General features: G+C 64.0%; 22 protein-coding genes. 9 read left to right on the top strand and 13 right to left on the bottom strand.

The window, feature by feature from the left end:
• Positions 1-63 precede the first annotated feature (63 nt).
• A complete protein-coding gene (locus tag AC07U4_RS22015) occupies positions 64-1,662 on the top strand; it encodes an alpha/beta hydrolase (protein WP_495197096.1) in 1,599 nt (532 codons plus the stop codon).
• 534 nt (positions 1,663-2,196) lie between these two features.
• Here AC07U4_RS22015 and AC07U4_RS22010 read toward each other — a convergent pair.
• The 4 genes from AC07U4_RS22010 to AC07U4_RS21995 all read right to left on the bottom strand — a co-directional run bounded on the left by AC07U4_RS22010 (position 2,197) and on the right by AC07U4_RS21995 (position 7,482).
• Entirely contained in the window at positions 2,197-3,735 is a 1,539-nt protein-coding gene (locus AC07U4_RS22010) for an OprO/OprP family phosphate-selective porin (protein WP_495197095.1), read from the bottom strand.
• Positions 3,736-3,737: 2 nt separating this feature from the next.
• Complete coding sequence (locus AC07U4_RS22005; protein WP_495197094.1) at positions 3,738-5,003, bottom strand: lactonase family protein; 1,266 nt, start codon at positions 5,001-5,003, stop codon at positions 3,738-3,740.
• A 43-nt stretch (positions 5,004-5,046) separates the two neighbouring features.
• Complete coding sequence (locus AC07U4_RS22000) at positions 5,047-6,360, bottom strand: cytochrome b6-f complex subunit PetN (RefSeq protein ID WP_495197093.1); 1,314 nt, start codon at positions 6,358-6,360, stop codon at positions 5,047-5,049.
• Between the two features lie 69 nt (positions 6,361-6,429).
• Positions 6,430-7,482, bottom strand: a complete 1,053-nt coding sequence (locus AC07U4_RS21995; RefSeq protein WP_495197092.1) for an Ldh family oxidoreductase — start codon at positions 7,480-7,482, stop codon at positions 6,430-6,432.
• Positions 7,483-7,647: 165 nt separating this feature from the next.
• Between AC07U4_RS21995 and AC07U4_RS21990 the strand changes: the two genes are divergently transcribed.
• Positions 7,648-8,514 (top strand): LysR family transcriptional regulator, encoded by an 867-nt coding sequence (locus AC07U4_RS21990; RefSeq protein WP_495197091.1) that lies wholly within the window; start codon positions 7,648-7,650, stop codon positions 8,512-8,514.
• A 119-nt stretch (positions 8,515-8,633) separates the two neighbouring features.
• Here AC07U4_RS21990 and AC07U4_RS21985 read toward each other — a convergent pair whose 3' ends face one another.
• Entirely contained in the window at positions 8,634-9,161 is a 528-nt protein-coding gene (locus AC07U4_RS21985; protein ID WP_495197090.1) for an alpha/beta fold hydrolase, read from the bottom strand.
• Positions 9,162-9,535: 374 nt separating this feature from the next.
• Here AC07U4_RS21985 and AC07U4_RS21980 point away from each other — a divergent pair, with 374 nt between their 5' ends.
• The 7 genes from AC07U4_RS21980 to AC07U4_RS21950 all read left to right on the top strand — a co-directional run bounded on the left by AC07U4_RS21980 (position 9,536) and on the right by AC07U4_RS21950 (position 14,113).
• Positions 9,536-9,973 carry a GlcG/HbpS family heme-binding protein gene (locus AC07U4_RS21980; protein ID WP_495197089.1) on the top strand — a complete coding sequence of 146 codons (438 nt, stop codon included), beginning with the start codon at positions 9,536-9,538 and terminating at the stop codon, positions 9,971-9,973.
• A gap of 3 nt (positions 9,974-9,976) precedes the next feature.
• Positions 9,977-10,498: a cupin domain-containing protein gene (locus tag AC07U4_RS21975; RefSeq protein WP_495197088.1), complete on the top strand. Its 522-nt coding sequence runs from the start codon at positions 9,977-9,979 to the stop codon at positions 10,496-10,498.
• Between the two features lie 180 nt (positions 10,499-10,678).
• Positions 10,679-11,200: a cupin domain-containing protein gene (locus AC07U4_RS21970; protein WP_495197087.1), complete on the top strand. Its 522-nt coding sequence runs from the start codon at positions 10,679-10,681 to the stop codon at positions 11,198-11,200.
• Positions 11,201-11,230: 30 nt separating this feature from the next.
• A complete protein-coding gene (locus tag AC07U4_RS21965) occupies positions 11,231-12,361 on the top strand; it encodes an L-dopachrome tautomerase-related protein (RefSeq protein ID WP_495197086.1) in 1,131 nt (376 codons plus the stop codon).
• A gap of 44 nt (positions 12,362-12,405) precedes the next feature.
• Positions 12,406-12,651 carry a hypothetical protein gene (locus AC07U4_RS21960; RefSeq protein ID WP_495197085.1) on the top strand — a complete coding sequence of 82 codons (246 nt, stop codon included), beginning with the start codon at positions 12,406-12,408 and terminating at the stop codon, positions 12,649-12,651.
• A 218-nt stretch (positions 12,652-12,869) separates the two neighbouring features.
• Entirely contained in the window at positions 12,870-13,574 is a 705-nt protein-coding gene (locus AC07U4_RS21955; protein ID WP_495197084.1) for a peptidylprolyl isomerase, read from the top strand.
• Positions 13,574-14,113: a nuclear transport factor 2 family protein gene (locus AC07U4_RS21950; protein WP_495197083.1), complete on the top strand. Its 540-nt coding sequence runs from the start codon at positions 13,574-13,576 to the stop codon at positions 14,111-14,113. Before AC07U4_RS21955 ends, AC07U4_RS21950 begins: the two co-directional genes overlap by 1 nt.
• A 582-nt stretch (positions 14,114-14,695) precedes the next feature.
• Here the strand turns inward: AC07U4_RS21950 and AC07U4_RS21945 are convergent.
• From AC07U4_RS21945 to AC07U4_RS21910, 8 genes are all read right to left on the bottom strand, one after another.
• Positions 14,696-15,331 (bottom strand): alpha/beta hydrolase, encoded by a 636-nt coding sequence (locus AC07U4_RS21945; protein ID WP_495197082.1) that lies wholly within the window; start codon positions 15,329-15,331, stop codon positions 14,696-14,698.
• A 386-nt stretch (positions 15,332-15,717) separates the two neighbouring features.
• Positions 15,718-16,116 (bottom strand): lysozyme inhibitor LprI family protein, encoded by a 399-nt coding sequence (locus AC07U4_RS21940; RefSeq protein ID WP_495197081.1) that lies wholly within the window; start codon positions 16,114-16,116, stop codon positions 15,718-15,720.
• A 265-nt stretch (positions 16,117-16,381) separates the two neighbouring features.
• Positions 16,382-17,146, bottom strand: coding sequence for a glycine betaine ABC transporter substrate-binding protein (locus AC07U4_RS21935; protein ID WP_495197080.1), 765 nt, complete (start codon positions 17,144-17,146; stop codon positions 16,382-16,384).
• Positions 17,143-18,225: an SMP-30/gluconolactonase/LRE family protein gene (locus tag AC07U4_RS21930; protein WP_495197079.1), complete on the bottom strand. Its 1,083-nt coding sequence runs from the start codon at positions 18,223-18,225 to the stop codon at positions 17,143-17,145. Before AC07U4_RS21930 ends, AC07U4_RS21935 begins: the two co-directional genes overlap by 4 nt.
• A 4-nt stretch (positions 18,226-18,229) precedes the next feature.
• Positions 18,230-19,243 carry a zinc-binding alcohol dehydrogenase family protein gene (locus tag AC07U4_RS21925; protein ID WP_495197078.1) on the bottom strand — a complete coding sequence of 338 codons (1,014 nt, stop codon included), beginning with the start codon at positions 19,241-19,243 and terminating at the stop codon, positions 18,230-18,232.
• A 109-nt stretch (positions 19,244-19,352) separates the two neighbouring features.
• Complete coding sequence (locus AC07U4_RS21920) at positions 19,353-19,892, bottom strand: ester cyclase (RefSeq protein ID WP_495197077.1); 540 nt, start codon at positions 19,890-19,892, stop codon at positions 19,353-19,355.
• A gap of 10 nt (positions 19,893-19,902) precedes the next feature.
• Positions 19,903-20,568, bottom strand: a complete 666-nt coding sequence (locus AC07U4_RS21915) for an SDR family oxidoreductase (protein WP_495197076.1) — start codon at positions 20,566-20,568, stop codon at positions 19,903-19,905.
• Positions 20,568-21,413 carry a polysaccharide deacetylase family protein gene (locus AC07U4_RS21910; RefSeq protein WP_495197075.1) on the bottom strand — a complete coding sequence of 282 codons (846 nt, stop codon included), beginning with the start codon at positions 21,411-21,413 and terminating at the stop codon, positions 20,568-20,570. Before AC07U4_RS21910 ends, AC07U4_RS21915 begins: the two co-directional genes overlap by 1 nt.
• Between the last annotated feature and the right edge of the window lie 12 nt (positions 21,414-21,425).

The raw sequence follows: 21,425 nt of genomic DNA, 5'->3' as shown, positions 1-21,425 counted from the left end.
AATCGATCCCCTGACTGAAGTTCCATTTCCCCCGCACATAGAACACCACGGATTGGAGTATTCATGCGCTTGCTCGCCACCGTTCTTGCCCTACCCCTGCTCGCTGCGTCGCCGATCTCGACGCTGCAGCTGGAGCTTCCGGCCGACATGTCGCCGGATGCGAGCGGACGCCTCCTCGTGTTCGTAGAGCCTGCGACGGTCACGACCGCCACGCATGCTGCCGTCGACATCGGAATGCCCGATGCTCCGAACGTCTCCGTCGCATCCATGGGAATCGCCCGCGCCAGCAGGCGCACCGTTACGATCGAACCGAACGCGCCTGCCTACCCCACCCCGTTCGGCGAATTGCCTGCTGGCTCCTATCGACTGCAGGCAGTGCTCGATCGCAACGATGACTATGCCTATAGTGGGCGTGGGCCAGGCGATCTCCTTTCGAAGGTCATCACGGTCGATCTACCGCTCCGCCGGGACATGACAATACCCCTTGATGATGTGGTGCCGCCTGCTCCTGGGCAATTCGAGACGGTCGGGCTTCCTCCCGCTGCAGCGGCGCAGATCGCCGCCAGTCGCGCCCACCTCAACGATGAACTCATTGCAAGTACGGCGCTGACGCGCTTTCATCATTCGCCACAGGCGGTCAGGGCTTGGGTGTTGACGCCGCCCGGCTATGATCCGGCTGGCCGGGTTACCTATCCAACCGTCTATACTGCCGGCGGTTTTGGAACCGACCATCGCCAGGACGGCCAGCAACTGTCCAAGATTTGGCATCTCATGGAAACAGGTGCGATACGACCGATGATCTGGGTGGCGCTCGACTATGCCACATCCGTTGGTACGACCGAGTTCGCGAACAGCGCAAACAACGGACCCTGGGGCGATGCCCTGGTTCGCGATGTCATCCCCGCGTTGGAGCGCCGCTATCGCATGGATGCGCGGCCGAGTGGCCGGTTTCTTACCGGCCATAGTTCGGGTGGTTGGTTCGCGCTCTGGACGATGGTGACCTACCCGACCCTATTCGGTGGCTGCTGGTCGACCTCGCCCGATCCAGTCGACTTCACCGACTTTCTAGGCGTCGATCTTTCCGTGGCCAACGCCAACATGTTCCGGTCTGCCAATGGCACGCCGCGTCCGCTTGAACGAGATGGTGGTGAGGTGCGCCAGACGATCGAGGGGGAGACAAAGCTGGAGGAGGTGCTCGCTCGCGATGGCAACGGCGGCCAGCTACGCTCCTTTGAGTGGGCCTTCTCGCCGCGCGGACCAGACGGTCAGCCCAAGCGACTGTTTAACCGGCACACTGGCGTCGTCGATCCGGTGGTCGCAGCCTATTGGCGCGAACATTACGATATCGCGCACAAGGTTGAAGCAGATTGGCCGAGTCTTCGTCATGGCCTCGACAGCAAGGTACATGTGCGGGTCGGCGCGGAGGACTCCTTCTATCTCGACGGCGCGGTGCGCCGACTGGACGCCGCCTTTCGCAAGGTCGGAGGTCATGCCGTTTTCAACTACGTAACGGGTGCCTCGCATAGCATGGCGCAGGTCTATGCGGAGCCCGGCGATCGTAATGCCTACTGGAAGACGATGTCGCGAGAAATGGATGCGATCGCAAGACCGATGTCGGCATCCAGCGTTGGCAAGGCAGAACATGGAGCTGCCGAACGGTAGCTTCATATCCACGCGCTAGCGGCAGTGCGGATCACGAACATAATACCGCGCGGCATGCGATGGTCATCCACTTCAGGCCGTAAATTGAGGATGAACCGCCGAAGCCGCCCCGCCTATATGTGCGTCAGCCGGATCGTGCGGTTTATCGAACCGTTTGTCGATGACCTGGATCTAAACGCGGTAGGCTTCCAACGCTCGCGACCGAAAGCCACGAGTCGGTCGGGGGAATGATCCGGGCGACATGCTCAAGCTTACCCGTACAGCTATATCAGCCAGGGGCGGTCGAGCCGTCGCATCGAAGCGGAGGCGACGCGCAATCCCGAACTGATCTGGCTGCTTCGCGGATTGCATCGCGAGTCGATGTCGCATCCGATCTGCGACGCCCGCAGGCGCGAGCATGTCCTACCCGGCTGGCATGCGGGCGACACGCCGCGCGTGGTGCTTTTTCCCGATCGTACCCCAACGCCTCGCGAAACGCGGGTGTCGTTGGACGAGATGTTGGCGCACTACATCGAGCGTCATCGAGCGATAGGATCAGAACGAGATCTGCATACGCGTGTAGAGGGTCTGACCGGTGTCCGGACCGACGAAGATCCCTGCCCGATTATCCGTGCGCCACAAGATGCCGTCCAGGGAAAGTCGCGCCCAGTCGAGGGGATACCAGTTCGCTCCAAACGTAGCCGACCAACCGTCCGACCCATGGGGGCCGGTGTAGCGCAGGCGGTCGTAACGGGCAGCGATCTCGATGGCTCCGGCACCGCCATCCACCACCGGATGAAGAACCCGCGGCTTCGACCAGGTTCCGGATCGTGCCACGTACGGCGCCTTCTCGCCCGTCAGGTACAGGCCGGTGGATAACGATGCCGCCTCGACGTTCTCGTCATACCCGGCACGATCATAGAGACGACGTTCAGCATATTCCCCGAACATCCAGAAGGATCGCCATGTACCACCCGCCTCCAGTCCGTACGCGTTGCTGTGGTCGGGCCGGACGAAATTGCTCGTCTGCCCGGTGACGAGGTCGTTGAAACGACCGCCGAGACGCACGGATAGGGGAAGGGAGGCGACGCTCGACGAAAACTCCTCACGGTATGCCCATCCCCCGATGTGGACGATCCCGTCCCGGGATCGCCACGGGTTCCAATGGACCCGCCCCGTCATCGTCACCGTGTCGTCCGCGGTGCCGTTCGTGCCGGGTTCGTTTCCGGCCACCTGCGCCGCCACATGCCATGACGTCCCGAAGACCTTGAGCATCGCGCCGATGCCGAACGAACCCTTCGCCGGCGTAGTGGCCAGAGCTGCAACGCTGCGTTCGAGGAGCGGCAGGCTGTCCGAGCTCGAGCCGCCATCGATCGATCGATCGGTCAGGCGGTTGCCGAGCGAGAACTCCCAGTCGTTCTTGCCCCATTTCTGGGTATAGGCGAGATAGGCGCTGCGCAACGCGGCTCGGTTGTCGCCGAGGTCGAACTCGACCAGATAGGCCAGCTTGTCGCCGGCACGACCCTCGACGCCCAGGCGTACCGATCGCGCCTCGGTGCCGGTGATGTTTCGCGCATCGTAGCGCGAGCCCGAAGTCGTGGAGAAATCCATGAGCGCTCGTCCGCGAAGCCGGAAGGCGAACCGGCCGTCCCTACTGGTGATCTGCGGCAGGCCCTTGCGCCAGTCGAACGTCTCGTCAGCATCGATCGTCGACTGCCCCGGCGGTGACGGTGCTGTGAACGGGTCGGTAGGTGGACGCAGTGCAGCACTCCCCGCGGGAAGCTGGCGAAGCCGTTCGGCCCGAGTGCGGGTATTTCTTTCCCCTGACGCTCCGCTCGCCGAAATCGGCGAACCCTGAGCAAGCGCGACGTTTGTCCCCGATACCGACGATGCAGTCGCCTTCTCCGCCGGCACGGCAGCCGCCGTTGTCGCAGACAGGGCACGTACTGCACGCTCCAGTGCTTCGATCCGCTCCTGCTGCCTGCGCAGCAGGTCGGCCTGATCGCGAACCGTCTGCTCCAACGGTGCCGTCTGTGCACTGACGGAAGATACAATTGGGACCATGCCGACGCCGACCATAAGGACGCGCAACATGTTCAGGACCTCGTGCCGGGAAGGGCGATCATGCCGGCCCAGAACATGCTGGCCTCGCCCACGGGCACATCGTACTTCCGGACGAACGACAACGTGCCGTCGTCGGCGATGCGGAACACCGACAGCCCGGCGGCGACCACGCCACCGGACAGGGTTCGGACCGGCAGGTTGTGCTCGACCACCATCATCCGGCCGCTTGGATCGATGTGGAAGGTGCGGGGATGGATGCCTCGCGAGTCGACGTGTTGCAGCAGGCGAGGCTCGCCGGTGCCGGCGTTGATCGCGAACACCGCGATGCCGTTCACTCCACCCTTGAAGACCGACCTTCCGTCGACGAGTTCTGTCTGCTCGGCGCGGTTCGCCACGTAGACGACGCGACCGTTGGGGTGGATGTGGATCGGGCCTGCGGCCTGCCTCGCGGGCCCGGCCCCGGCGGCGGGCAGGGTAGTCACGCGAAAGGCGGGGCGTTCATCGAGCGTATCCCCCCGTCTGCGGAATAGCGCGAGCTGGTTCTGCGTCTCGATCGACACGAAGACCCAAGGCCGCGTCGGATGGAAGTCGACATGCCGTGGTCCGAACCCACGTCCGCCATCGGGGGCAATCGACCGCTCGTCCGACAGCGAACCCGCACGATAAGAGAAGGTTTTGAGCGCGCCCGGTTCCTCGGCACGTGCCGCGGTCCCTTCATTGCCCCGCGTGACGAGGATCGCCATTTGGTCGTCGGGCGACACCCGGGCCTGATGCGCGTAGATGCCGGCATCGACATGCGACCGCTGCACCATTTCGGACCCTGCCGTACCGTCCGGGTTGATGCGGTAGATGCGCAGAGCGCTCGGCTTATTGAACGCGACCAACGCATGCGTCGACGTGATGTCCGTGCTGACGTGGATCGGGCGCGAGGGAAGAGGCACCGCCGGTCCGTGCAGCGCGAGCGAGCCCGATTCCGGCTCGACCGCGAGCGCCTGTAGATGATGCGCATTGCCCGCCGCCGCGCCGTTCCCCGGTGCCTGGTTGCTCGTGACGGCGTAGAGGAAGCGCCGCGACCGATGAGGCCAGACATACTGGACTGCTTCGGGCAGCGTTACGCTGCGGCCCGGAGTGAGGGCACAGGCTTCGACGTCGACGTCGTAAGTCGTCAGCACGGACCCGACGTTCGCGTAGAGGACGACATGGCCGCTTGGCCGCCCGCCGCGCGTGGTCCCGCCCGCCATACCCGGCAGGATCGTGCTTGCCGCCATACCAGCCAGGAGCGTTCTCCTATTCGTCATCGCTCTCTCCTATTCTTTTATTACCGGTCTTCTTCGCCTTCGCTCAGGGCCGATCGTTGATCCGCCGCAGGAGCAGCGAGACGATGACGGACATCGCCATGAAGCCCGCCATCGCGAGGAGGCCGGCCCTGAAGGTTCCGAACTCGTCCTTCAGCCAACCGACGATGATCGGTCCGAAGAAGCCGCCGGTGGTGCCGATGGTGTTGATGAAGGCGATCCCGCCGGCGGCCGCGATCCCGGTGAGGAAGCGCGTCGGGATCGACCAGAAGATCGCCCTTGCCGCCGTGACCCCGACGAGGGCCAAGGTCAGGCCTATGATGGACAGATCGAAGCGACCGGTGGCGATAGCCGTCACGAAACCGATCACGCCCAGTCCGCAGCACAGCGCCAGATTGGCGGTCGGCTTGCCCGACTTGTCCGCCGCGCGTGCCCAGACCACCATGGCGATGCTCGCCACGAGATAGGGAATGGCCGAGATCCACCCGATCTGAAGGTTGGTGAAGTCGCGTTCCTTGAGGATGAGTGGCAGCCAGATCTGCACGCCGTAGGAACCGATGGTGAACCCGAGGAAGATGAGCGCACACATCCAGACGCGGACGTCCTTCAGCGCGGGACCGAGATGACGGACGGCATCCTTGCGGTGTTCACCTTCCAGGCTTTTGAGAATGAGTTCACGCTCGCGCGGTGTCAGCCATGCCGCATCCTGCGGCCGGTCGGCGAGCAGCCGCAGGACGAAGAAGCCGATGACGATCGCGGGAAAGCCTTCGATCAGGAAGAGCCACTGCCAGCCCGCAATGCCAAGCGCGCCGTCGAGCTCCAGCATCGTTCCTCCGAGAGGTCCTCCGATGACGGAGGACACCGGTACCGCGATTAGAAACCAGGACAGGATCCTGGCGCGATACTCGGCTGGAAACCAGGCCGAGAGGAAGAAGGCGATGCCGGGGAAGAAGCCGGCTTCGGCGACGCCCAGGGCGAAGCGCAGAAGGTAGAAGGTCGTGGCGCCCGAGACGAGCGCCATCGCGCAGGACAGCGCACCCCATGAAATCATGATCCGCGCGATCCAGCGGCGGGCGCCGAACCGATAGAGCAACATGTTGCTCGGCATCTCGAAACCGCAATATCCCAGGAAGAGGATGCCGGCTCCCCAGCCGAACTGCGTCGCGGTCAGGCCCAGGTCGCGGTTCATCTGCAATGCAGCGAACCCGATATTGGTCCTATCGAGAAAGTTGAAGACGTAGCCGAGTGTGAGGATCGGCAGCATTCGCCAGATGACCTTGCGGAATGCGGCCTTTACCTCTGCTTGGCTTCCTGGCGACAGGTAGCCGCCGCCTGCTCCGGGAATGACGGCTTCCGTCATGCTCCATCCTCTCTTGATTGGCCCGTTTGCCGGGATTTTTATGCTATGGTGTCGCTGTCGGTGACGGTCTCAGACCGCTATCGACACGTTGTTCGCCAAGGTTCGCAGCTGGTCCAGGAGCGCCGCGTCCAAGCGAATGCCCTCGCGACGCGCCCGCTCAAGGTTGGCATTCTCGATCTCGCCGGGGAGCAGGACGGGCTTGGCGGGATCGGCCGCGGGGGTGGTATGCAGGATATGCGCGAAATCATCCATCCGGGCCGTTAGCCACTCGCTGCCACCCAGTCGCTTGGTGTCGATCAGCATAAAGTAATGCCCAAGGTCCTGCGGCTGGTCCGGTTCAGCGGACCAGGATTTGACATGGGTCAGATACGAGGCACCGGAAAGTACACCGGCAAGCAGGTCGACGATCAGAGCCAGGCCATAACCCTTGTGCCCGCCGATCGGGAGGAGGAAGCCGTCTAGCGCCTCATTGGGGTCGGTGGTCGGTTTCCCGGCCCTATCGGTTGCCCAAGTGTCCGGTATGGCCTGCCCGGCTGCTGCCGCCTTGCGGATCTTGGCGCGCGCCGCGACGCTGACCGCCATGTCCAGGATGACCGGTTCGCCACCGGGATTGGGGAAGCCAAAGCCGCAGGGACTATTGCCCAGCCGAGCCTCGCGACCGCCCCAAGGTGCGATAGTCGTCGATGCATTGCTACCGATCAGACTTGCGAAGCCGGCGCCTGCCGCGATGTGACAGTAGGGAGAAACCGGTCCGAAATGATTGCTGCCTCGCGCGAGCGCCAGTCCAAGACCAGTTTGCGAGGCGGCATCCATCGCCGCCTCGAGAGCCCGCATGCCCACAAGCGGGCCTACGCCATTGTCACCCGACACCTTACGGATTGACGGCGCCACCATATCGATTTCGATCCGTGGCGCGGCGTTGATGCCGCCGATCCGCAGTCGTTCGCCGTACGAGGGGATACGGCCTACGCCGTGGGTCCCCAGGCCAAACATCTCTCCGAGTACGAGTATCCGAGCGGTCGCAATAGCGTCCGCTGTTTCCAGACCACAGCCCTCCAAAGCGGCGATGGCGAGAACGGTCAACGCGTCCTCCGACAACACTGCTGGACTTAGGTCGGTCATGTCTCGATCCTCTCTCGATGCGGTGCCGCCCTTTGAATCCAAGGTCACCATCGAGCCTGAGGGTATGCCGATATGGACAACAGGATTAGTGGCTCCCGACGGTTTTCTGTGCACAGGATTCCTGTTACCTGATCCGCAGCAAATTCGAGCTTGGGACCTTTAGACTTGGATACCCGCTTCCTCTCCTGCTTCGTCGCGTTCGCCGAGAGCGGGTCGATCGCCGAAGCCGCTCGGCAGCTCAACGTCGCACCGAGCACGTTGGCGCTCCGTATCAGATCTCTAGAAGATGAGCTCGGATTTGCGCTGGTCATCCGGTCCGGTCGAATCTCCGCCCCGACACAAGCCGGGATTGAAGTTGCGGCTCGCGGGAAATCAATTCTGCGCGATTTGCGGGATCTCGCAAGCGCAGCTCGACACGATCAACCTCATGGACAATTACGGATGGGAGTCGCACCATCTGCCATACCTGCCGTACTTTGTGACGTGCTGCCGACACTGGCCGATAGATATCCGAAGATAGACATCGGCGTTCAGAAAGGGCCATCGTCGCAGGTATTTGCGATGCTGATCAACGGTGACGTCGACGTGGCGTTTCTATTTCACCCGCCTTTCATCTTGCCGAAAGACATGGTCTGGCAATGCTTGCGTTCCGAGCGATACGTCGTCGTGAGTGCCGCCGATGAGATGGTCACGGATGCTATTACCCTTCTGAAGGGACGCCCGTTTATCAGGTACGATCGGTCATTGTGGTCGGGCCAGATCGCAGAAAATTTCTTGCGAACGAAGCGGATCAGACCGACGGAACGAGTCGAGTTGGACTCCCTGGAAGCAATTGCCGTTCTCGTCGATCGCGGCCTTGGTGTGTCGTTGATACCTGATCGCGACCTTCCTTTGTCGAGTGGACTTCGAATCACCAAGCATGAAATTGAGGGCCCTGCACCTTCTCGGGAGTTGGGATTGCTCTGGCGAGCAGGATCAGCAAGAGAAAATTTGATAAGGCTGGTCAGAGACGAAGCCTGTAAATCGTCTTAAGCGCAGGAACTATAGTCTGCTTAAGTCTTTAGCCTTGCAGCATCACGACGGCGATTTGCCATTAGGTAGGTCATCCAGTCATGATGCCGAACGTCAATCTCGGCGAGCGTTGACGTCAATTATGGCAAGGACGTCCTAGATCGTTCATGTCCTAAACACTTCGAAAGTGCGTCTGCCACAACCTCCGGTTTCTCCTCGGGCCGAAAGTGGTCGCAATCTGGGATCACCATACCCTGAACATCGTTCGCGAATGGGCGCAGCGACGCAGCCATGTCCGGGATCGAGCCCTGATCAGCGCTGAGGGCCAGCACCGGCATCGCTAGCTTCGTGCCCGCCGCCAATTGGCGATTCTGCCTCATCGACTGGCTGATCGCTCCGTAGAACGCCAATCCGGCCCGCATCACCCCGGGTGCGGAGAAAGAGCGGATATACTCTGCGATCTCGGCGTCACCGTAAACTGCGGGGTTGGCGGCTTTGGTGCGGAAGAACCATTCCAGATATGGCCGCTCTCGCCCTTGCACCAGGATCTCCGGCGAATCCGGCACCGCGTGGAAGCCGAAGTGCCAGATCTTCCACGATTTGTCCGAGGTCGATGGCAGGGTGTCGGGTAAAGTGACAGCGGCGATACCGGCGTCCAGCAGCGCCAACGCGGGAATCTCGTCACCGTACATAAACGCATGGGGGAACGCCACCCATGCGCCTACATCGTAGGCTCCGATACAATAATGGCGGTAGCAAGTCTTTTTTGCAGCTTGAAGCGGATCTCCCCCGACAAGAGAGAATGTTCCATTCAAAATTAGAAGGTGCGTCTTCGATATTGGGTGTCGACCGGTCGCCCTTCCTAGGTCAGCAATCACCGCGCTGGTGCTATTGGATTATCAGGACTGTTGCCCGCATATCATCCCTGGTGTTCTCGATGGGAGCGCATCGGGACATGATGTCGTTTCTCCAAGGTCAACGTTTCAGATTTTCTCTCAAATAGCTTCCAAGCAGAGATTGATCGGAAGAGAGAGACATCAAGATGAGCCAATCACTTGTTCAGGTTCGCAAGACGATCACCTACGCAGGGGCACGCGTCGCGATCGACGCCGCGGTGGTCAAGGCCGCTGAAATCGGCGCGGTGGAGTGCATCGCGGTGGTTGATGCCAGCTCAAACCTCCTCGCCTACGCCCGTATCGACGGAGCGGCAGTGGTCGCGCGCGATCCGGCGATCGGCAAGGCGGCGACGGCTGCGGCGACCGGCGCCAAGACCGGCGATATCCCCTTCGAGTTCGGCGCCAACCTCGGGTTTGCCAGCCATGGCGCGCTGGTCAATCTGGGCGGAGGTTTCCCCATCGAGGTCGACGGCGTCGTCATCGGCGCAATCGGTGTCGGTTCGGGGACGACGGAGCAGGACGTGGCGGTGGCGCAGGCCGGGCGCGACGCGCTGCTCGAGGCGATCGGCGGCACCCAGGGCTGAGCCATGTCTCCGGCCGGAAACCGCGTCGTAAGAAGGTCGGCGACCATTGTCGCGGCGTTCCTCTGTCTCGGCGCGGCCTTTCCCTCGGTCTCGGCCTCAGCGCCCGAGCTGGAGGTGGTCTCGCAGACCTCCCTCCCGTCCGGGTCGGGCCCGTCGACACAATTCGACGGTGTGGTCGGGATCCGGTCGCTGGTGTCGGCGCACGGGCCATCGCGTGTCTCCGTCACCGCCGTCTCGTTCGATCCGGGCGCCCGCAGCGGCTGGCATACCCATCCGCTCGGTCAGCTGGTCATCGTGACGGCCGGGCGCGGGTACGTGCAGGCGTGGGGCGCCCCACTCCAGGAGATCGAGACGGGGGATGTCATCCGGATACCGCCCGGCGTGAAGCATTGGCATGGTGCCCGCCTCGGTCAGTCGATGGCGCAGATCACGGTCCAGGAAGCGCGGGGAAACGTAAGTACCACATGGCTGGAGAAAACTTCCGACGGGAACCGGCTTGGCGCCAAGACCGCTCGACCGCGTTGAAACGCTATCGAACGAGACGAATGTCGATGAGGTCGGCGGGGCGTTCCTTCGACCTACGGCACCTGCCGCCGGCAAGGTGCTTTTCGGGCATGGGCGGCAAGTGCGGGCACCCACCGCAGGATCCAATTGATATGGCGCCGCGTCCGATGCGCGGCAGGCAACTATGCAGGTGGTAAGGTCATGACAGCGAAGCGGACAGTGCGGGCATTCGGATTGCTCGTGATCGCAGCATCACTTGCCGGGACGGGCAACGCACAAACGATCGTCAAGCCGGGCAGCGATGCCCCCGGTCGCGGTATGATCCCGTTGGTCAGCGACCATCTGGGATCGTTGCCGACGCTGTACCCGCTCGATCAGCAGCCCTCCGAACAGGTCTCGCCGCTGGTGCGACGCCAGTATCTGGCCGGTGGGCAAACGACCTTTGTGAAGTGGACGGTCAAGGCCGGCGGTGTCTTTCCGCTTCACCACCACAGCTACGAACAGGTGACGTGGATCGTGTCTGGCCGCTGCGACGTATTTTCGCAGGGCCGCAAGTTCACGATGGCGGCGGGCGACGTGCTCGTCATTCCGCCGAACGTTCCCCATGAGTTTCACTGTCCACAGGACACGATCGACATCGACTTCTTCGCGCCGCAGCGACAGGACTGGCTCGATGGCGTTCCGTCCGCTGCGGCCGGTGCCGCCACCGGCGCGGCGAAATAGAACTGCCCCCCTTTATCTACGGAGTGCCCCATGAAGTCTCCCAGCATCGCCACCGTCCTAGCTGCCACCGCTGCTGCGGGAGCCACCGCACACCCTGCGCCGACACCGGTCGAGGTAGTCGCCGATGTGCGCGGGGCCATGCCGACCGGCATCACGGTGACGCCGAGCGGCCGGATCTTCATCAACTACCCGCAATGGGGGGATGAGGCGCCGAACGCCATCGCCGAGGTCAAGGGCGGCACCGTCGTACCGATCGCCGACGAGGTTTTCGCGACCGGGCCGGGCACCGGCGCTGCATCGCGACTGGTAAGCGTCCAAAGCGTCGTCGCCGATGCCGATGACCGGCTCTGGATCCTGGATACCGGCGCCCCCAAGTTCGGCGAGCCGCTTGCCGGTGGACCCAAGCTGGTCGTCTGGGACACGCGGTCCGAAAAGGTCGTCAAGACCGTCCCGCTCGGCTCCGACGTCGTTCTGCCCACAACGTACGTGAACGACGTTCGCGTCGACCTTCGCCAAGGTTCGGAAGGCGTGGCTTACATCACCGACAGCTCGATCAAGGGGCCGGGTGGCCTGATCGTCGTCGACATCGCGTCGGGCAAGGCGATGCGCCGCCTGTCGGGCCATCCCTCGACCATGCCGGACCCCGACTTCAAGCCGATGCTCGAGGGCGAGGTTCTGATGAACCGGCCGAAGGGCGAGGCGCCTTCACCCTGGTCGGTCGCGACCGACGGCATCGAGCTATCGGCCGACGGGGCGACGCTGTACTATTGCGCGCTCTCGAGCCGCCACTTCTACAGCGTCCCCACCGCTCTGCTCCGCGATCCGTCTGCGAGCGACGCCCAGATCGCTGCGGCCGTGCGAGACCTGGGCGCGAAGGCGCCGTCGGACGGGCTGGCGGCGGACGATCGCGGCAACATCTATGCCGGCGATTTCGAGCATAACGCCATTCGTCGCTTCCACGACGGCCGGTGGGAGACGATTGCCAGCGATCCCCGGATCATGTGGCCCGACACCCTGTCGGTGTCGCGCGACGGCTGGCTCTATTTTACCGCGAACCAGCTCTACCGGCAGGCGGGGTTTCACCAGGGTGTCGATCTTCGCAAGCAGCCCTATCACGTGCTGCGCGTGAAGATCGGCGCCGGCCCGGTGCTGCTGCGCTAGTAGGGAAATCGATGGCGGTCTCTGGAACTCGAGCAAGAGGACCGATGTCGCATCGCTCCTTCAGATGGCGGGAGGACCTGCTCAAGACGCAAGCCTTGGTCGCCGTGGCGACCACTGCGGGCGGACCGGCTTCGGCGGGCCCGCTCGCGTCGGCGAACCCGCTCTTCGCCGGTACGGCGATCGCCAAGCACTCGCTCGCCGCCCGCTTCGAGCGAATTCCGGCGATGTGGCCGGTCGGCCGTACGGCTTCCGTGCCGCGTAGCACCGCGTCGTTGCAGCCGGCATTCTGAGCCATGTCTGACCATGAGTTCCTTCTCCGGATCCTGGTGCCATCTAGTTCGTGCTCGGGATGCCAAGACCATCGTCAGCACGTGATGGGCTTGTATCGTCGGCGTTGCTCGAGAAGACAGAGCTCGATCGGAGGATTAATCGAATGAGGATCGCGTCTGCTCTGCTGCTTCTGTCGGCGTCGGGTTCGGTGCTTGCGGAGCCGTCACACGACTGGCGCGTGCCCGATCCCGCCTCGCTGCTGGTAATCGATACCAGCAAGGGCCGTGTCGTCATCGAAATGGAGCCAAGGATAGCGCCGCGCGCCGTCGAGCGCGTGTCGCTACTGGCACGTCGCGGCACGTATGACGGTCTGCTGTTCCACCGGGTGATCGATGGCTTCGTCGCGCAGACCGGCAATCCGAACAACCATGACGGTGGCAAGACCGAACTGCCCAACCTGAGGCAGGAGTTCTGGTTCAGGGAGCGCGTCGGGCCAGTCACCTGGCTGCTTATGCGCGACGACGGGCAGGAGGGCGTATTCGGCGCCATGCCGGTCGCCAAGGGCAGCCTGCCGCAGCAATGGGTGGCGAGCTGCAAGGGGATGGTCGGCATGGGTCACGATACCGATGCGAGCACCGCTAATTCCGAGATCTATATGAACCGTGCCAACACGCACGAGCTCGATCACGACTTCACTCTGTTTGGACGCGTGCTGAGCGGTCAGGAAGCGATCGACACGGTAGCGGTCGGAGAGCCGCCGGCGCAGCCCGATCGCATGATTCGCGTCCGCCTCGCCGTCGACATGCCCGTGGGCGAACGTCCGCACGTCGAGGTAATGGACCCTGCCGGCCCCGCTTTTCGCCGGTTCACGGCCGATCAGGTCAAGGCCCGGGGGACGGAGGTATCGATCTGCGATCTGATGCCGCCGGTACGGGGCGCGTAGTGGAACTGATGGGGATCAAGTCGATGGCAAGCAGGCGTACGGTCGAAATCATCCGCCATGGTGCCACCTGGCTGATCGCCATGCTGATGCTGACCGGGTTAGCCGGATCACCGTTCTGCCAGGTCGCGTCGGCGGCTCCCTCAGCATCGACGGACGCGGACGACGATCGCTTGATCGGCGACTTGCTTGCGACCTACCAATCGGCTGTAAGCCGCAAGGATCAGACGCTGTTCGAGACGTTGCTGCTCGGGAAGGACATCCCATTCGCGTTCGTGCCTGCCAATCCGAATGCCGAAGGAGCCGCGGCCTGGCGGGACTATGAGGGTTTCCGCAAGGGCGTCTTCGAAGGCCCCGCCTTTACCCAGACTTTCAGCGATGTGCATATCCGCCGCCATGGCGCACTTGCCGACGTCGACCTCGTCTATACCAATCTCGACGCGCACGGCGCGTTTCGTGCGTGGAAAACGATGCAGCTTCTCAAGATAGCCGGACGCTGGAGGATCGCGAGCGAGTTCTTCACCAACGCGTCCCCGCGGTAACAGCAAGGCGTTCGCTGGGGGCGGGGCTGGAGCTGTCAAGTGTCATCGCGCCCACCACTGGAAACTACGCTCATCAGATATCGACGCGTCGGGACGCGTGCCGGATAGACGTGATCGCTGGTGTGCCGACATCAGCATCAGTCCGAGTGTGAGGTCGCTTGGAGGATAACCGTTACCGGTCAGGAGCATCTGATCCCGACGGTCGCGGTATGAGATGACTGATCCCACGATTTTGACACGACCACTCTGGCACCCTTGTCGAAGGTGAGCTCGATCGTCTGGCTACCCGTCCCCGGCGCGGCGCCGCCCGTGATCGATCCAGAAACCGGTGCCTGCCCGGCCGGGCAGCTCGCCCCGTCGTTCGTCAGGAGAGGACGTATCGAGCGGTAGAGGCTCGTGGCCTCCCTCGTGTTCATCTTCCGGGGCGGATCACCGACCGCCTGGGCCGCGCCGGCCATGAACAGGAGGGGCACCACCGCAGTTATAGATAACAACTTCATCGTTCTCCTTCTTACGCGAATCGGCTCACCATCTATGATGCCGTTCCTACGCGACGTCCGCGTGGCGGCAACCGGTACTCTCTTACCCTTTTTCTCGATCGTCGGGGGCGGGAGATAGCTCCATCCCTGTCCGAGCGAGAAATCGACTGACCGCGGCGCTCCAGACCTCGGGATCGGCCTGCTCGAACAGATCATGGCCTTGGTCCTTGAACGGTGGGAGGTCCACGAACTCGAACGGCGGGCGCGACTGCCCCGTGAATGCGTCCGCCATGCGGTGCGACAAGCGGGGCGGAAAGTCATGGTCGTTCACCGAGTAGAGCCACAACTGCGGCAGCCGGTTTTCGCGGCCGAAGACGCTCATGGCGTGGATGAGCGACCCGTAGCCCGCGCAGATGTGCTCGTGCTCATCGGACCCGCGTCCTCCGGCGAAGCTTATGATGCCGCGCACGCCAAGCGGCGGATCAGCGCCGAGGGCAACCGCGCCCAGCCCTCCGGCCGACTGTCCAAGAACAAGCACGCGGGAGCGATCGACCCCGGGCAATCGTTGCCCGGCACGCACGATCGCCCACTCGACCGAAGCGATGCGACGGCCCGCCTCGACATAATCCGCGTCCCGGCACGGCCCGGTGCTTTCCAGATACGGTCCGGGCGAGGTGCCGAACCCTGGCCGCAACGCGCGAAGGACGGCATAGCCATGCTCGACGAACCAGCGTCGCACGGCCGAACACGATCCGCTTGCGTAGCCGGGCGGCAGCATTGCCGGGGGTGCCGTGGTTGATAACGACCAACGGGAACGGTCCCGGCCCCTCCGGTCGGTCGAGGCGCGCCTCGAGATCGAAGCTGCGCCCGTCAACCTCTATCGGGAGGCGCAGATCGTCGTGGCGAAGCGGTCGACGGACCATTGCCGACGCCCCCGTATTAGACTGCCATGGCGCAACCAGAGGCGCGGCTGCGGCAAAGCCAGGTGATGCGGCACCCAGTACCATCGCCTGCCTCGCGAGCCGACGCATCAATGACGCGACGGTCACCTCTGCCGTGCCTTTCTTACCTACCGGCCATGCGGACCATGGGCCGCTTCGCCATCATCGCCAAGCGTCAGAGCGCTCACTTCTTGGTCATGAAACCGGCATACGAGCGCAGTTCAGCGGTCCGCCGCTCGATATCGCGACCCTGACATTCGTAATAATTATACGTCATGCCGAGCTGGCCCCAGTCGGTCTGGCTACGATAGAAACCGCACGCTTTCTGGTGATAAGCGATCCAGGCACGCTGCTCGTCCAGCAGGGCGCTCGCGGTTCCTGGCATTCCGGTGGCGGCAGCTCGGACCTGACGCCAAGTGGCGTTCAGCATCAGGTCGGCGTCGCGAACATATTGATCGCCGCAGAGCGTGAAATCGACCTTGCCCGCTCCGTCCACGCAAGCTTGCCACTGCCGGTGTAGTGACGTGTCGGGACCGCCATTAGTCGCACCCGCGACGGCGATGGCGATGAGGGTAGCGATCACGATTGTTCTCCTAATTTCGGGACTGGAATGATCGATCGGTCTTTTGGTACGTGGCTGAGCCACGCTTATCGCCCAGCGATACGTCGTTCACCGCAATGACAGCGCCGCCCCCGCCGCGACCAGCGCATCTCCGGCAACGGCAGCGATTGCCGGCCTACCATCTCTCGCGATCACGCTTCTCCTTCGGCGTCGGTGACGGCGTATAGACCGGGCCAAATTACGCGCTGCTGACAACTACGTTTTGACCCCGGACATGTGGTTGCGGCTACGGCGCGTTCGGCTGAGAATAATCGGTATACTCGGTCGACGAGCGTCGGCGGACCTTCTCATCAAGGATCTCCATCAGCGGGTTACCGAGATAGAGTTTCGCCAGATCAGCCAACGCCGCCGCGCCGATAAGGTCTTCGGACTCGCGAAGGACCAGCACGGTGGCGTTGTCGGTCGCACCGAGAACGGCCTTGCGGTCGACCAGGTGACGGAGGTTGAAGCGCCGGTGAAGCGCCTGAGGCCGCCAGAACGGCATGACTATCCATTTCCGCTCCGCAATGGCCGACACCATGCGACCAATGCAGTCGTCCTCCGTGCCGTTCTCGAAATGGTAGCCAGCCTTGTCCAGGCCATAGGCCTCGACCGCCTTGGGCGACATCTCGCTGATCCCGGCGCCAGGCGCCATGCCCTGGATGAGCCGGTCCATTCGGTCGACGGCCGGCGAGCGGAGCAGATCGTCGATCGAGACGATCTCGGCGGGTACATAGTCGGGAACTGCCCAGATCGCATAGGGCTCGTACAAGACGGTGATCGGCTTCACCTTCTCGGCCAACTGATCGTAGTAGACGCCGTGGCTCCACGGCAGCCAGGCGGCGACGACCATGTCGACCTCGCCGCGCCCCAGGCTCGCGAACATGTCCTTGTGGGGTGCCGCCGATCGCTCGATCTCGTGCCCGTGCGAGCGGAGCAGCAGTTCGACCTGTTCGGAGGCGGCGTCGTGGAATGACAGCTTGATGTGTCCGACACGGATCGGGCGGGTCATTTGCGGACTCCCTGTTGACCGATATGGTAGCGGTAGAGCGTGATCGGCTGCTCGACGGCATCCTTGCCGCCGTTCAGGCCCGCGGTGCGGTTGAGCTGCGCGGCCGGCATCAGCAGATCGCCGTGGTCGTCGATCCACATGGCGTCGACCCAGACGAGCCTCGGATCGGAGATCAGCGTGGCGATCTTGCCCTCCGGCGAGATCGTGACGATCCGTTTCGCGTCGACATCGCTGAGGTAGATCGTGCCGTTCGCGTCGATGGCGGTGCCGCCGGTGGAGGGCGTGTCGGCAAACCGCTCGACATGGGCCGCGAGCTCCGCGTCGCTCAGGGTCGGGTCGTCGAGATACCCGGTCGCGATCCGCGACAGCCGGCCGCTGCACGGCTGGTAGTAGAACCACTTGCCGTCGGGCGAGACCTCGAGCTGGTCGGCGTGGATGTTCACCGGATCGCCCGTCTCGGTAAGCAGCGGCTTGCCCTCCGCCATGAGCGGCGATTGCGCCACGGTCGAGGGATGGCCCTCCAGCACCCGCCGTCCCTTGCCGGACTTGAGGTCGAGGACGATCAGCCCGGGAGCGCCGGCGTCGGTCAGGTAGGCGTTGGCGCCGTTGAACCGCACGTCGTCGATGAAGGTCCAGGGCTTGCTGACGGGCGCGAGGTCGATGATGCGCTCGACCCGGTTGCTGGCGACGTCGATCTTCACGAGTTTGAACCCGCCCGGCACCGCGGGCTTGCCGATGCCGGGGCCGCCGCGATCGACCGCCCAGAGCGCGCCGTCGGGGCCGACCCGGATGGAATTGACGCCGACGAAGCGATCATGCCCGTCCATGCCGGGCTTCCACCCGTTCCAGCGCTCGTCCGGATAGGCGATCGCCTTTCCGTTGCGGATCTCGACGACCTGGGGCGTCGTACCGGGCTTCGCCGGCTGCGCGACGATGAACAGCCGGCCGTCTCGCGATGTCGTCGGGCCGTTGATCATGAGGTCGCTCGAGAAGACAGGCTCGAGCGTCTGCGCGGACGTCGCAGAGGTCGCCATCAGCGCCGCCGCCACGGCCACGGCCTGGCCGACAGGATTGGTCATAGGATCACGCTCCTCCGTGCTGGATGCCCGGCAGAACGATCTTGCCGACCATCTTGCCGCTCTCGCTCAGCTCGTGACCCTGACGGAGGGTCTCGGGCGTGAGGGCGTCGAGGGTCTTGGCAGCGGTGCTCACGATCAGGCCGGCATCGACGAGGTCGGCGATCTCGTTGAGGATCAGCCCCTGACGACTCATGTCCGGCGTCCCGTACAACGAGCGCGTGAACATCAGCTCCCAGGCGATCGTCACCGCCTTCAACTTGAACGGCTCGAGGTCGAGCGCATCGTCGATCAGCGCGATCGCGCCCTGCGGCGCGATCAGCTTCACGAGCGCGTCGGTGTGCGCCTTGGTCTTCGTCAGGCCGGCGACGTATTCGGCCTGCTCGATGCCGACCGCCTTCAGCCCTTCGTCGAGCGGCTCGTGGTGGTTGATGACGTGGTGCGCGCCCATTTTCGTACACCACTCGATGGTCTCGGGCCGGGATGCCGTGGCGACCACGGTGAGACCGGTCAGGCGGCGCGCGACCTGGGTGAGCATCGAGCCGACGCCGCCGGCGCCGTTGATGATGAGCAGCGTGCCCTCCCCGCTCTTCGGCCCATAGGGCGCGTGCATACGGTCGAACAGCAATTCCCACGCCGTCAGCGACGTCAGTGGCAGCGCCGCGGCTTCGGTCCACGACACCGACTTGGGGCGGCGACCGACGATCCGCTCGTCCACCGCCTGCAACTCGGCGTTCGACCCCTGCCGGACCATGGACCCGGCATAGAAGACCTCGTCGCCCTCCTTGAACAGGCTGGCCTCGCTGCCCGCGCGGATCACCGTTCCTGCCGCATCGTAGCCGAGGACGACCGGGGTATCGCCATGGGGCGCCTTCGACTCCCGCGTGTCGATGTCGGCCGGGTTGACCGACGCGGCTTCCACCCGCACGAGAAGGTCTCTGGGTTGGAGGGCGGGCTCGGGAAGATCGAGCCATTCGAGGACGCTGGCGTCCCCGGTGTTGCGATAGCCGACGGCTTTCATGAGCGATGTTCCTTTTGAGCAAGGCGAACCGTCCGGGTCGGACGCGGGGAGTGGTCGCGGTTAGGCCGGGCGCTGCCCGGCCTTGCAAAGCGCACGGCAGCAGAGGCGATCACTTCGCGAGGCCGATCTGCTTCATGAAGGTCAGATTGTCCTCGAGATGAGATATCTCGACGATGCGACCGCCACGGACGGTCACGATGTCGAAGGCGATGAAGTTGATCGCTTGGCCCCGCCCCCGCGTGCCCTGGAAGGAGCCGGTGAAGTGCCCGGAAAAGCGAAGCTGGCTGACGACGCGATCGCCGGCGACGACACGCTGGACCACGTCGCAACGAAGATCGGGCACGGCGCCCATGAAGCCCCTGGCGCCCGCCATCGGGCCTTTCGGCCCCTGCGGTCGGCCGCGCGGCAGCGTATGATCGGTGAAGGTCGGCGCGATCGCCTGGTCGAGCAGCTTCTGGCTGCCGTTGTTCCAGAAACCGTAAAGGGCATCGACCGGCCTCAGCATCGTGGCGACGGCCGCTGGCGGCAGGCTGCGATCGACGATCAGGATTTTCGGCTTCGCACGGGCGATAGCCGTGGCATCGTCGACGGGCGCGGCCGATGCCGGCGCCGCCGCAATGATCAGGGCTGCAAATACCAAGCTACGCATTGTCGGATCCTCAGGATGCGATGGTGCCGCCACCGTCGACCGTGACGGTCGATCCGGTGACGAACGGATTCGTGGCGACGAACAGAATGGCTTGGGCAACGTCTTCAGCCTGCCCGACGCGGCGAGCGGGCAGACGCGCGGCGGTGCGCTCGAACATCGCGGCGCGTTCCGCTTCGGCCATTCTGGAATACAGCGGCGTGTCGATTAGCCCCGGCGAGACCGTGTTGACCCGCACCGGCGCGCGTTCGAGGGCCAGCCCCCTCGCGAACGCCTCCAGCGCGGCATTGATCGCTCCCTGGAGCACCGACATCGCGCTTGGCCGCTGCGACAGGAAGCCGGATACGAAGGTGATCGAGCCGCCGTCGACCACCCGCGCCGCTTTTGCCACCCGATAGGCGCCGAAGAACTTGCTGTTCATCGCCGCCTTGGCGTCCGCAAGCGCAAGAGCGGCGACGGGCCCCGTCTTGGTCTGGGCAGCGGCGACCACGACGTGATCGAACGATCCCGCGGCCTCGAACCAGGAGGCGACCGACGCATCATCGGCGATGTCGAGCTCGGCTCGGGCAGGATGCGAGACGATGGCGCCGGCATTTGCGAACGCCTGCGCCGCGGCACCGCCGATGCCCCCTGATGCACCGACGACGAGTACCCGAGCGCCCGTGAGGTCTATCGACATCATCGGCCTCCACGCTCTGGTCCTGGAAGCCCGGTTTCGGCGGGCGGACCTCGATGGACGATCGGCATCGATTCCCGGTTCTCGAGCACGTATTCCGCGATCTCGTCCTTGCGCGCGAACCATACGCCCGGCCGCGATTTCGCGTAGCTAAGGAAGCGATCGAGTGCCCGGACCCGCGCCGCATGGCCCGAAATCCGATCGTGAAGACTGATGACCATCATCCGGCGCCGCCCGGCCGCCTCCTCGTAAAGCTGGTCGAACTCGTCCTTGAGCGCCTGCTGGTACGCCGCCGGGTCCCAATTGCCGAATGGGAACGAGACGATGTCGTTCATATGGAAGGTGTAGGGCACGGTCACGAAGTCGCCGTGCGCGAGCGGCACGATGAAGGGCTCGTCGCGGCTCGGCTCGTCGATATGGTAGCGGCAGCCGAGGCTTTGGAGGATGTCGAGCGTCCGCGGTGAGTTCCGCATCCAATAGGCATTCCATCCGATCGGCTGGATTCCGGTCACCTCGTGGACCGCCGCGATGCCCTCCGCGATGAAGTTCCGCTCATCATCCTCGGAGAGCTGGTAGCTCTTAACCCAGCAGCGGCCGTGCGCGGCGGCCTCGTGCCCGCGCCGCACGATCTCCCGGGCGAGCGCCGGCGCCTTGCGAACGGCTTCGCCGATCATGAAGGATGTCAATTTGACGCCATGCCGGTCCATCAGGTCGAGGATGCGAGGGATCCCCTCCTGAACGCCATACTCGAAGAAGGCGTTCGTCGGCAGGTCGGGCAGGCCGCCCTCGATCGGTTCGTCGATGACACCCTGTGCGCCCGAGATCGGCTGCCCGCCGCCCTCGAACATCAGGCTTAGACT

The sequence above is a fragment of the Sphingomonas sp. GW821-FHT02B09 genome, assembly GCF_059421875.1.
Note: the sequence above shows the minus strand (reverse complement) of the source record. Positions and strands in the feature narration are given on the sequence as shown.